The following is a 12,909-nucleotide window of genomic DNA, read 5'->3' on the forward strand; positions in this document are numbered from 1 at the left end:
ATATGACCATGAAACATATATATATCGCAGTCCTTGCTTTGTTTACGCTGCTGAGCAGCGCATGCATCAAAGAAGGTGGCAATGAATTTATCCCGGACCTTCCGGCTCCGCAGGTAACAGGATTTGAAAAATCCTATAGTGCATTTACTTTCAGAGATGCATTGGTGATCAGCCCTGAAGTGGAACGAGCATCTCAGTATGACTTCGCCTGGACAATTGTTTCCAATAACTATATTGTCGGCTCCGGAGTGATCCCTCTGGGTGATACCATTGCCAGGACAAAAGACCTGAACTACGAGATCAAACTGAACCCCGGACAATACCTGCTTGCGCTGCGGATCAAGAATAAACAGAGCGGGGTTACCAAGATCATTCCGAGTACGCTCAATGTATCTACCCTCACTATGGGGGGCTGGTACCTGCTAAAGGACGACGGAACCAAAACCGATTTCGATTTTATTTATCCCTCTGGCAGGATAGACAACTGGATTGCAAACTTCAATGGCAAGGGACTGCAGGGTAAAGCCATCAAGTCAGTGTATGCCGGTTCCTTTAAGAAAGGTTTGCAGTCGACAGATCTCTACGGTGCATTTGCAGTAATCTCTGATCAGGATGCCGCCATTTTACGGATTGATAACGGAAAAATGGTGATGTCTTTCGAGGACATGTTCTTTACCAAGCCAGCTGTAAAAAGACCTCAGAATGTATTGCAGCCACAAGCAGACAACAATATCCATCTGATCAATGATGGCAAAGTCTATACTTTATCTAAAGGGGCTTTCTTTTCCGATCCACCGGCTTCAACCTATAAGATGGCTTCAGTAGCCGCAGTCGGATCCCTGGGGATGGCTTTCGATGATAATTCCAAATCAATGGTCTGGTTGGATGGTGCAAACTATGTGGCCTTGCCCGCATCTGCAGGATTACTGAAAAATATGAATGCAAGTGTGGTCTGGATTGGCGGTTATCCCGGTCTTCGCAATGCAGGACTCGCACTGTTTCGTAAAGCAGCAGGAGAAGGACTTTTGGTGAAGATGAGCCTGGTTTATGGATCTATGACCGGTTCCACATTTCCCGGTACACCACCCTTGATAGCCGATAGTAAGTCGGTGCCGACCTCACACGGCCTGATGTCGGCAGATGCCATCGGAGGTAACTACGATTCAGATTACATCTACTATGCAAAGGGAAATAAAATATATGTTACCGATTTTGCTTCGCTTCCGGAATCACTGCAAGTGAGCCTGCCAGCTGGCGAAACCGTTACCTGTATCCAGCACATTAAATACCCTGTGCCTGCGGCTGGTGTAGCACAAACTGTGGATTACCTGGCTATTGCTTCATATGCGGGAGGTAAATACAAAGTCTGGTTGCACCCTATCAGTTCTACCGGGACCATCAGCACCCTGGCCCAACCTACTTTCCAGGGTGACGGCAAAGTAGCCTGCGTCAACTATGTAGACCAGGGCAGGGGAAACAAAACATATTAAACACCATTTAATTGAACCTATGAAACTTACATTGAACATCACCCTGTTGGCAGTCCTGCTGACAGGGACTGTTTTCGCACAGCAGGATCCGGATCTTGAATCCCAAGCCTTGCAAAAACAAAAAGCGGAACTGATAGCCGCTGTCGCAGGCGTAGACCAGCAACTGGCACTGAGCGAAAAAACTTATCGGGATGCACAGACCAAAAAGGTAAAGTATGATACCATAGGTCTGGGCGCCTGGCGAGCGGAAATGGCCGCATTGAAAAAAGAGAAAAAGAAAGTGCAGGCTATATTCATCAGCAAACACCCGGATTATTTCATCAGTTTAGTTGCCCTCAACGAAGTGATCGGGCATTTACCTGAAGATGTGCCTTCGCTGAAAAAAATGTATGGCAAGCTGGGTAAAAACATTCAGCAAACACCCACAGGAATCAAAACCAAAACAGTCCTTGATAAGTTTGATGCAGTAAGTATCGGCAAAACCGCTCCGCTGTTCAGTGCTGCGGATACCAGTGGGAATCCAGTAAAGTTGAGTGACTACCGTGGTAAATACGTGCTGGTCGATTTCTGGGCAAGTTGGTGCGGGCCCTGTCGTGAAGAAAACCCCATAGTCGTCAAGGCCTACCATGAGTATAAGGACAGGAATTTCGACATCTTGTCTGTTTCCCTCGACCAGCCTGGAAAACGTGATGCATGGATTAAAGCGATCCATGATGACAAACTAGACTGGAAGCATGTGTCTGACCTGAAATACTGGAGCAATGAAGTAGCGCAGTTGTACATGGTCAGGTCTATTCCTCAGAATTTCCTGATCGATCCCAAAGGCAGGATCATCGCGGCAAATCTAAGGGGGGAAGCGCTGCATAAAAAACTAGCAGAACTGATCAAATAAATTATCCCGTTCATCTTAAAAACACAAAAGACGCATTGCGTCATGAAACCAGGTTATGTATTATGTATAAAGTAAACATTGCGCTACTGGCGCTGCTTGGCTGTGCCCTGAATTTGAAGGCTCAGGACAAGCCAAAGCAAAAAACTATAGAAAAAACACCGGCTGCTACAACAGCTCCCGTGAAAAAGACAGATACGGTACCCGCAGCTGTAAAACCTTATAAGGAAATCATTACAGAAAAGGCCAGGACTTCCAAAGGGATGTTCAAAGTGCACCAGATAGGTCAACGCTATTTCTTTGAAATTCCTGATACTTTGCTGAAAAGGGACATCCTGGTGGTCAACCGGATTTCGAAATCCGCCACTGGGCCTCGCCCACAAATGACGGGTTATGCCGGTGACGAGATCGCACAGAATGTGATCAATTTTGAGAAGGGGCCTGAAGACCGCATCTTTCTGAAATTGATCTCTTTCAATGAGCGGTCTAACGATACCACCGAAAATGGCTTATACAAGTCAGTGCTCAATTCCAACCTGCAGCCTATCGTGGCGGTGTTCCCTATAAAAGCTTATGGGGGAGACTCTGCTAAAGTCAGAACCAGCGTTATAGACGTTACAGATTTTATCAATACAGAAAATGAGATCCTGCATTTTAGCTCGAGAATTAAGACGCTGCTCGGTGTCGGTGCCATTCAGAGTGATAAGTCCTTTATCAATTCCATTGGTACCTATCCCATGAATGTAGAGATCCGAATGCTGCGGACTTACGGGCGTGGAGCCATTGGTGGTCAGCCCCAGGCGACTACCCTTCCGGTCACATACGAATTGAACAGTTCTATTGTACTCTTGCCAAAAGTCCCGATGAAAGCACGCTTTGCAGATGCTAGAGTGGGTTTCTTCGGACAGGCTTACATTGACTTTGATGCCGCCCCTCAGAGTGTAAAGCAGTCTGTAATGATGGTGCGCTGGAGACTGGAACCTAAAGATGCAGACATCGAAAAGTATAAACGCGGCGAACTCGTGGAACCTAAAAAACCAATCATCTACTACATAGATCCCGCAACCCCAAAAAAATGGGTTCCTTACCTCATAGCAGGTGTAAATGACTGGCAGAAGGCTTTCGAGCAGGCAGGCTTCAAAAATGCCATTGTGGCCATGCCAGCCCCAACTAATGATCCCAGTTGGAGTATAGATGATGCAAGGCACAATGTCATCGTATATAAACCTTCCTCTGTGGCCAATGCCAGCGGTCCCAATGTGCATGATCCCCGCAGTGGTGAGATCATCGAAACCCACATCAACTGGTACCACAACATCATGGCATTGGTGCACAACTGGTACATGATCCAGGCCAGCGCTGTAGATCCGAGGGCACGCAAAATGAAATTCGATGATGAATTGATGGGGCAGCTCATTCGCTTCGTCTCTTCTCATGAAGTAGGTCATACGCTTGGTTTACTACATAATTTTGGTTCCAGTTCAACCGTGCCAGTTGAGAAGTTAAGAGACAAAAACTGGCTGGAAAAGAATGGCCATACCCCTTCTATCATGGATTACGCCCGTTTCAATTACGTAGCCCAACCCGAAGATGGTGTTACTGAAAAGGGGCTCTTCCCTCGTATTGGTGATTACGATAAATGGGCCATAGAGTTTGGTTACAAATGGCTGCCTCAATTTAAAGATCCGTTATCTGAAGGACCGTACCTGAACAAGTGGATCATTGACCGCATGAGCAAAGACAAACGCCTCTATTTTGGCAACGAAAATGAGTTTTCAGATCCGCGTTCACAAAGTGAAGACCTGGGAGATGACGCAATGCTGGCCAGTAGCTATGGAATCAAAAATTTAAAACGCATCATCCCTCAGTTGAAAGACTGGACTGCAGAGCCGGGGGAGGGTTATGGCAGCCTGAAAATGATCTATGAAGAGATTTTCAGACAGTTTCAGACGTATTTAGGGCATGTGACAAGAAATGTAGCAGGGCTATACGCAACTCCTAAAAGCATTGAGCAGAAAGGGTCAATCTTTGAGTACGTACCTTACGACAGACAAAAGGAGGCTATGAAGTTTCTGAAGGAAAATGTGCTTTACACACCGGAATGGTTGTTGGATCAGGACATCATGTCCAAAACAGGCACAAACGGAATCATGTGGATAGGTATTTTTCAGAGTCAGGTACTGAACAGGCTTCAGGGTGCAGATATCCTTAACAAACTATTGACTGCCGAGACTAGCAAGACACAGAAAAGCTATCAGGCTACGGAATTTCTCGACGATTTGAAGATGGGGGTTTGGGAAGAACTTTATACCAATAAACCAATAGACATTTACAGGCGAAATCTCCAGAAAACATATATTCTAAATGCAATGAAAGCATTTGCTGCTACTGGAGAAATTGTAATGACGAGTCAGGGGAGTGGGCTGTTAGTTTATGTAAATCCTGATCCGACCAGGTTTGACGCTTCAAGTCTCACCAGAGCACATTTATTGTCTTTAAGAGATGACATCCAGAAAGCGATACCTTCACAGAATGGCTTATCCAGATTCCACCTGGAAGACATGGTACAGCGCATTACAGAAGGACTGTCTTCTAAGTTAAAGTAAGGATGACTCCAAGATGAGTCCAACATCAGTCCAGGATGAGTCCAACTTTTATCCTAAAAAGTTGGACTCATCCTGGATTTATACTGCAATAATTTTTGAGTTATCCTTTAGGCTAGTGCAAGGACGCTTTTAAAATGGTCGGTATGTAGTTAAAACAATTTTGGTAGATATAGGATTATAGTTAAGATAATACTTATCCATCATGATGAAATATAAATTTACGGTTTTACTCTTGCTTTTAGTCATTTTTGCAGCCTGCAATCAAAGTAACGAGAATAAAGAAGTCCTTTCTGATACCGCGACAACGAATGCGGTGCATTTGGAAGAGGGAACGCAGCTGTTGGCCCGGATGCAGGCCGATAAATTAATCAGGGGTAAGGACTCTGTCATGCTCACCTTTAATGTATATAATCCGGCAGATTCTGTACAGCAGTTTTGCAAATGGCATACACCTTTTGAGCCATTGATGAGCAAATATTTGGAGATTAGGGATCAAAAAGGAAGGGAACCAGATTATAAAGGGCCAATGGCCAAGCGCATCATGCCGCCTCCGGCAGATAGTTATGTCAAAGTAGCCCCCAAGGAAACCTTGAGTACTAAAATAGATTTATTGCTGGGTTATGACCTGAAGACCGGGAATACTTATACCGTTATCTACGCAGCTGAAGGCATCAGTGGTTTAGTTGTGAGGGATACTGTTTCTTTCTCGTACAAAAAGTAATTGGCCTTTGTTTGCTTGTCGAACTGATTGTGGCTTAGCATTTTTAATTTGTAAAAATATTTCTTACATTTGCAAAGTAATAGCGGTAAGAGGGGGCAGGAGTCCCCTCTTTTCTGTTACTGGTAAATTGGTTATGCAGGTAGAAAAAAGAGTAAAAGAGTTAGTTGAAGAAAAAATTTCGGACAGACCGGAGTTGTTTTTGGTAGAGGTAAAAATGCTTCCGAACAATAAGCTTATTATTCATGTAGATGGTGATGAAGGCATTACAATCCAGGACTGCGCGGCAATCAGCAGGCATGTAGGTTTTCATCTGGAAGAAGAAAATACCATCGAGAAGGCTTACAATTTGGAGGTTTCTTCACCAGGTATTGGAGAGCCATTGAGGTTGAGAAGGCAATACGATAAAAATGTGGGCCGGGAAGTGAGTTTGAAGCTGGAAGGCGGGGAGCAAAAAGAAGGCAAGTTACTTTCGGTAACGGAAAGCGGAATTGTGATAGAAGCGAAAGTAAAGGAAAAAGGAAAAAAAGTACAGCTGGTAGAAACAGCTGTGGATTTTAATCATATAACAGAAACAAAGGTTTTAATTTCATTTAAATAAAATGAGTAACATTAATTTAATCGATTCATTTCAGGAGTTCAAGGACTTTAAGAACATCGACCGTCCTACAGTGATCAGTGTGCTGGAAGAGGTATTTCGCAGCATGTTGCGCAAAAAATACGGGACTGATGAGAATTGTGACGTAATTGTCAACCCGGACAATGGAGATTTGGAAATCTGGCGTACCAGAAAAGTGATGGAAGATGGTTTTTCTGAGGATGACGATTTGGAAATTGAACTTGCTGAAGTAAAACAGATTGATCCGGACATGGAAGTTGGCGACGACTACATCGAGCAGATCACTTTGGAGAGCTTTGGCCGTCGTGCAATTTTAGCCGCACGTCAGACCCTTGTTTCTAAAGTATTGGAGCTGGAGAAAGATGAGATCTTTAAGAAATATAAAGACAGAGTAGGTGAAATTGTAACCGGAGAAGTTTACCAGGTTTGGAAAAAAGAAACTTTGGTACTGGATGACGAAGGTAATGAATTGATGATGCCTAAGACGGAACAGATCCCTGCAGATTACTTCAAAAAAGGTGATGCAGTACGCGCTGTGATCCTGAAAGTGGATATGGTGAATGCTACGCCTAAGATCATCATTTCCAGGATTGCTCCTGAATTCCTGCAACGTTTGTTTGAGATTGAGGTTCCTGAGATTTTCGATGGACTGATCACGATTAAGAAAATTGTACGTGAACCGGGAGAAAGGGCTAAGGTGGCTGTAGAGTCTTATGACGACAGGATAGATCCGGTAGGCGCTTGCGTGGGTATGAAGGGTTCGAGGATCCACGGTATCGTGAGGGAATTGAAAAACGAAAATATCGACGTCATCAACTTTACCAATAACATTTCACTGTATATCACCAGGGCATTGAGCCCGGCGAAGATCACTTCCATTAAATTGGATGATGAGACCAAGCATGCTTCGGTATATCTTAAACCAGATCAGGTTTCTTTAGCAATCGGTAGAGGCGGACATAACATCAAACTGGCAGGTAAATTGACAGGTTATGAAATAGATGTGTACCGTGAGGCTGGAGAAGAAGATGAGGATGTGGATATTGAAGAATTCTCAGATGAAATCGATAGCTGGATCATCGATGAATTGAAATCGATCGGATGCGATACTGCGAAAAGCGTATTGTCCCTTTCTGTAGACGAATTGGTGAAACGTACCGACCTTGAGGAGGAAACCATCAAGGAAGTCATGAGTATTTTGAAATCAGAATTTGAATAATACAAAAACTGGCTTCTGCGCATGAAATAAACAAGAATAAACGTTACTTTTGTATAAGAATTAAGAAAAAAATAGGATATCAATGTCAGACGACAAACCAATAATTTTATTTAAAGCAGTTAAGGAACTTAACGTAGGGATCGCTACGGCCGTTGAGTTTCTGGAAAAGAAAGGCTTTTCTGTTGAGAATAAACCCACGACTAAACTCTCCCGCGACATGTACAATGCGCTGTTGAAAGAGTTTCAGGGCGATAAAATCGTAAAAGAAGAAGCCAATCAGATTGTTATTGGTAAAATTCGTCGTGATGAGCCTGAAGTAGCTGAGAAAGCTGTTGAGGCGCCTAGAAAAAATGTTGAGTTTGAGAACGAAGGCATTTTGATCAAAAATCTGAATACATATAGTCCTCCTGCTGAAAAAGCTAAGGAAGAAGTTCCTGCTAAACCGGCGGTGGAGCAAAAAGCGGAAGATAAAGCAGAAGAAGGTGCATTGCCTGGTGTGAAAATAGTTGGAAAAATAAATCTTGATGATTTAAATTCTAAAACACGCCCTGTGAAAAAAGAAGAAAGCCCTTTAGTGGAGCCTGTGGCTCCTGTAGTTCAGGAAGCGCCTAAAGAGGTTCAAAAGGAAGAAGCACCGGCTGAAAAGCCTGCTGCTGAACCTGTGAAGCCTGTTGCTGAAGAAAAACCAGTGGAAATATCAAAGCCAGCAGAAGAGCAGAAAGTGGCCGAGCCTGTTAAACCAGTCGAGGTTCCTGTAGCAAAGGCTCCTGAGCCTGTAGCGCCTAAAGAAACACCAGCTGCGACCAAACCTGAGGAAACTGAGGTGATCAAGGCGCGTTCGGTAAAACTTTCAGGTCCGAACATCATTGGTAAGATTACTTTGCCGGTGACACCAGAGCGCAAATCACAACCTATCGCCTCTTCAGGTGACAGCGCTGATGCCAAGCGTAAGCGCAAGCGTAAAAAAACTCCTGGGGGACATCCTGGACAATCAGGTACGCAGCCTCAAGCAGGTGGACAGCAGCAAGCTGGTCAGGCTGGAGGACAGCCAGGTCAGCAACGTACGCCTCCTACATTTGCGAACAGACCTGATTTTAGGAACAATACTAATAATACAGCCAACAGGCCGAACTTTAGGAACAATAAACCGGGAGCACCTGCTGGCGGACCTAAGGAAGAACCTACGGAAAAAGAAATACAAGACCAGATCAAAGCAACACTTGCCCGTTTGAGCGGTGCTGGTAAATCTGGTAAATTTGCCCAGCGTGCGAAGTTGCGTCGTCAAAAACGTGATGATGTGGCGATGTCTGCTGATGAAGCTGCAATGGAGCAGGAACTACAGTCTAAAGTGCTGAAAGTAACTGAGTTTGTTACAGCAAATGAACTTGCTGCCATGATGGATGAGCCGGTAACGAAGATCATCGCGACTTGTATGAGTCTGGGTATGTTCGTATCAATCAACCAGCGTCTGGATGCAGAAACATTGACTATTGTGGCCGATGAATTTGGTTATGAGATTCAATTTGTGAAACCTGATGATGAGAGTGATGTGCTGATCGAGGAAGAAGATTCTGAAGAGGATCTGCTGCCAAGAGCGCCTGTTGTAACGATCATGGGTCACGTCGATCACGGTAAGACTTCATTGCTGGATTATATCCGTAAGGCAAACGTAGTAGCCGGTGAGGCGGGTGGTATTACTCAGCACATTGGTGCATATATGGTAACTACACCGACGGGTAAAAAAGTAACCTTCCTGGATACACCGGGTCACGAGGCCTTTACGGCGATGCGTGCACGTGGTGCGAAAGTAGCAGATATTGCGATCATTGTCGTTGCTGCGGACGATGCGGTGATGCCTCAGACGAAAGAGGCAATCAACCATGCTCAGGCTGCAGGCGTACCATTGGTATTTGCCTTCACCAAGATCGATAAACCGGGTGCAAACTCAGATAAGATCCGTGAGCAATTGTCTATGATGAATATCCTGGTAGAGGATTGGGGTGGTAAATTCCAGTCTCAGGAGATTTCAGGTAAGAGTGGTCTGAATGTAGACTTGCTTTTGGAAAAAGTATTATTGGAAGCAGAGTTATTGGAACTGACTGCTAATCCTGATAAACGTGCTACTGGTAGCGTAATTGAAGCGACTCTGGATAAAGGACGTGGTATTGTAACTACGGTTCTTGTTCAGGCTGGTACGCTGAAAGTTGGAGATCCTATTCTGGCCGGTAGTTATAGTGGACGTGTTAAAGCATTGTTCAATGAGCGCGGTCAGAAAGTAGATAAAGCAGGCCCATCGGTACCGGTACAGGTATTGGGTATGCAAGGTGCACCGACTGCGGGTGACCGTTTCAATGCGCTTGAAAGTGAAGTGGAAGCTAGAGAGATTGCTAACAAGCGTTTGCAATTGATGCGTGAGCAAGGATTGCGTACACAGAAGCACATTACTTTGGATGAGATCGGTCGTCGTTTGGCTATCGGTAACTTTAAAGAACTTAACCTCATCATCAAAGGTGACGTGGATGGTTCGATCGAGGCATTGTCAGATTCATTGTTGAAACTGTCGACACCGGAGATCCAGATCAATGTGATCAGCAAAGCGGTTGGTCAGATTTCGGAATCCGATGTATTGCTGGCTTCGGCATCAGATGCGATCATTGTTGGTTTCCAGGTAAGGCCTTCGCCAGGTGCGCGTAAGCTGGCTGAAGCGGAGCAAATCGACATCCGTTTGTACTCTATCATTTACGACGCCATCAACGAGATCAAAGCAGCGATGGAAGGTATGTTGGCTCCAGAGTTTGAAGAGAAGATCACTGCCAATGTGGAGATCAGAGATACCTTTAAAATTACTAAAGTTGGTACGATCGCAGGATGTATGGTTCTTGATGGAACAATCACACGTAACAGTAAGATCCGTATCGTAAGAGATGGTGTGGTCATCTACACTGGTGAACTGGCTTCATTGAAACGTTATAAGGATGACGTGAAAGAAGTATCAAGAGGTTACGAGTGCGGATTGAACATCCATAACTTCAATAACATTGAGGTTGGGGATATCGTAGAGGCTTACGAACAAGTAGAAGTAAAACGTAAGTTGTAATAGCTTATATATAGAATTGCAAAGCGCCTTGAGAAAGGCGCTTTTTTTTTCATTTACGATATGATGATAAATTTTCTTTTAAGAGAGAAGAATTACATCTACTAAACAACAATTAGTAGCAATTTAATATCTTAGCGGGGATGATGAAGATGTATGGTTAAGTCTTTTATTTTGTTTTTTATATTAGTTTGGACAGGACTTCAGGGGTTTTCACAGCTGAACATGCCTGTCTGCGGACCTTATTCGAAGTTTTATAATAAAGATAGTGTGAATGTGGTCAGCTTCGGAGCGAGCACAGTAGAGGGGTTTGGGGAAGCGCGTAATTTTCAATCACCGCTGAAGGCATTTTTGGGAAATTGCTATATAGGTAGAACCATAACAGTCACTAATAATGGAGTAGCCGGTGAAACCACGAGTAAAGGGCTCTTGCGTTTTGATCAGGTAATAGCACAAAAAACAGGTTTTCTCTTGATATTGATGGGAGCTAATGATGCGATTCAAATAGCGGATGGAGCTGCACGCCTAAGTACTACATTGGCCAACATGCGACTAATGATAGAAAGGGCGAGGACAGCTAATTTAAACGTAATTTTGGGGACGCTCCAGTATTTTACTGAAATTCCAGGAAATTCTCCGGCAGCGAGGTTATATCAAAGAAGAAATCGTGCGATAGATCAAATTAATAATGGTTACCGTTCACTTGCGAAAGAACTTGGGATAAGGATTGCAGATATAAACAATGTCATTGGGAAAAACAGGCAACTTTATACAGATGACGTTCATCCGAATGCAAGAGGGTATAGGATCATTTCTTTGGTATGGTTTGATGCTTTGAATCAGGATATCATCGAGAACTACTTGTCTCCGGGTGTCGTTCAAAATTTTCCGAATCCTGCGAATTCATTTACAAACCTGGGCTTTAATTTACCTAGTGCTTCAAGGGTAAAAGTTAGCCTTTATAATTTGTTCGGGCAGAGGATAGCGGTTGTTTTTGACGACTATAGGAATGCGGGCTACCATCAGGAACCTATTTCGACGGAGTTGTACGCTGCCGGGATTTACATCCTTAGTTATGAGATGTTGGAGCTGCGTTTTTCCAGGAAGATAGTCATAGCTCACTGATAGGGTGACAGTGTTTGAAAGTCCTTTTTCATAGAAGATCGGGATTTATAAGAAAAGATATTGATGAATAACAGTAAGGAGCAACCAGGTAAGCAGAATTTTGATTTTGTAGATACAATCAGGTGTATCGCGATGATTGGTATCGTGTTTGAACATTCGACTACCTTGGGATGGTTTAAATACACCCTTTTTTCAGAACAATTGCTCCAGGCTTCCGTAATGGAGTTCTTTAAATTTGCAACGATTTCCTTTTTTCTCATTTCCGGCTTTCTGATTAATCATAAGTTTGCGGAATACACACCTTATCAGTACCTTAAAAATAGGTTTAAAAGCACAATAGGCCCATGGGCACTTTGGCTAAATATTTTTATCCTTATCAATATAGCAGGACTACTCGTAAAAGAATTCAAAGGGGCAGAGACACCCTTGTCAAACGGGAATTTTGGGGCTTATTTATCTGATCTTTATTTCACTGTAATTACTGCGACAAGCTTTTGGTTTATATTGAATTTTCTCATTTGCATTGCGATTTTGCTGTTGTTTAAGAAATACCTTTTTCATGTTTTTTTTGGGTGTATTCTGGCATTGAGTTCCGTCTTCTATAGTGTAAATATTTATTACGGTTGGGTAGCAGTAGGGCACACAACAGCACTATTTGGATTTGTATTCTACCTTTGGCTTGGTGCCTTTATGAATAAACACTATGCTGTTATCGATCAGTTCATTAAGAGGACTAAAATGATTTGGTTTGTCATTGCCGCGACATTAGCCTTTATGATCGCTAACCTGGAAATCATTCATTTGAAAAACATGGATATGGAGGGTGCGTACAATACCCTTACGATTTCCAACATCATCTATTCTTTGTGTTTCTTTGCCTTACTGCTGAAGATCGGTCCCATCGACTTCATAAATAAGAAATTTGAGCCACGAAAAACGACTTATGGAATCTATCTGATCCATCACATTGTGCTCACTTATCTCATCAGCGAATTGTTTAGACCTCTCCATATCCCTTTGGACAGCCTGACTGTTTATGAGGCGGTAGCTTATAGCATTCTTAGGTTTATGATAGCTTATCTGATCACGATGCTGATTGTTAAGGGCATATTGCGTACTTCCTTCAAATGGACGATAGGAAGTTGAGTT

Annotated in this window: 9 protein-coding genes; all 9 read left to right on the top strand. The window is 43.5% G+C overall.

Annotation, left to right across the window (positions count from 1 at the left end):
- The first annotated feature begins 8 nt into the window (after positions 1–8).
- The 9 genes from WAE59_RS13990 (at position 9) to WAE59_RS14030 (ending at position 12,906) form a co-directional block, all read left to right on the top strand.
- Entirely contained in the window at positions 9–1,490 is a 1,482-nt protein-coding gene (locus WAE59_RS13990; protein WP_337856598.1) for a PKD-like family lipoprotein, read from the top strand.
- 19 nt (positions 1,491–1,509) lie between these two features.
- Positions 1,510–2,382 carry a peroxiredoxin family protein gene (locus WAE59_RS13995; RefSeq protein WP_337856599.1) on the top strand — a complete coding sequence of 291 codons (873 nt, stop codon included), beginning with the start codon at positions 1,510–1,512 and terminating at the stop codon, positions 2,380–2,382.
- A 62-nt stretch (positions 2,383–2,444) separates the two neighbouring features.
- A complete protein-coding gene (locus tag WAE59_RS14000; RefSeq protein ID WP_337856600.1) occupies positions 2,445–4,985 on the top strand; it encodes a zinc-dependent metalloprotease in 2,541 nt (846 codons plus the stop codon).
- Positions 4,986–5,187: 202 nt separating this feature from the next.
- Positions 5,188–5,706 (top strand): protease, encoded by a 519-nt coding sequence (locus WAE59_RS14005; protein ID WP_337856601.1) that lies wholly within the window; start codon positions 5,188–5,190, stop codon positions 5,704–5,706.
- Between the two features lie 133 nt (positions 5,707–5,839).
- Positions 5,840–6,304 (top strand): ribosome assembly cofactor RimP, encoded by a 465-nt coding sequence (rimP, locus tag WAE59_RS14010; RefSeq protein WP_337856602.1) that lies wholly within the window; start codon positions 5,840–5,842, stop codon positions 6,302–6,304.
- A 1-nt stretch (position 6,305) separates the two neighbouring features.
- A complete protein-coding gene (gene nusA, locus WAE59_RS14015; protein ID WP_337856603.1) occupies positions 6,306–7,541 on the top strand; it encodes a transcription termination factor NusA in 1,236 nt (411 codons plus the stop codon).
- Positions 7,542–7,623: 82 nt separating this feature from the next.
- Positions 7,624–10,638 carry a translation initiation factor IF-2 gene (infB, locus tag WAE59_RS14020; RefSeq protein ID WP_337856604.1) on the top strand — a complete coding sequence of 1,005 codons (3,015 nt, stop codon included), beginning with the start codon at positions 7,624–7,626 and terminating at the stop codon, positions 10,636–10,638.
- Positions 10,639–10,809: 171 nt separating this feature from the next.
- Entirely contained in the window at positions 10,810–11,760 is a 951-nt protein-coding gene (locus tag WAE59_RS14025; RefSeq protein WP_337856605.1) for a GDSL-type esterase/lipase family protein, read from the top strand.
- A gap of 63 nt (positions 11,761–11,823) precedes the next feature.
- Positions 11,824–12,906 carry an acyltransferase gene (locus WAE59_RS14030; protein ID WP_337856606.1) on the top strand — a complete coding sequence of 361 codons (1,083 nt, stop codon included), beginning with the start codon at positions 11,824–11,826 and terminating at the stop codon, positions 12,904–12,906.
- The last annotated feature ends 3 nt before the right edge of the window (positions 12,907–12,909 follow it).

Origin of the sequence: Pedobacter sp. GR22-6 (assembly GCF_037402555.1) — a bacterium.
GTDB lineage: Bacteria > Bacteroidota > Bacteroidia > Sphingobacteriales > Sphingobacteriaceae > Pedobacter.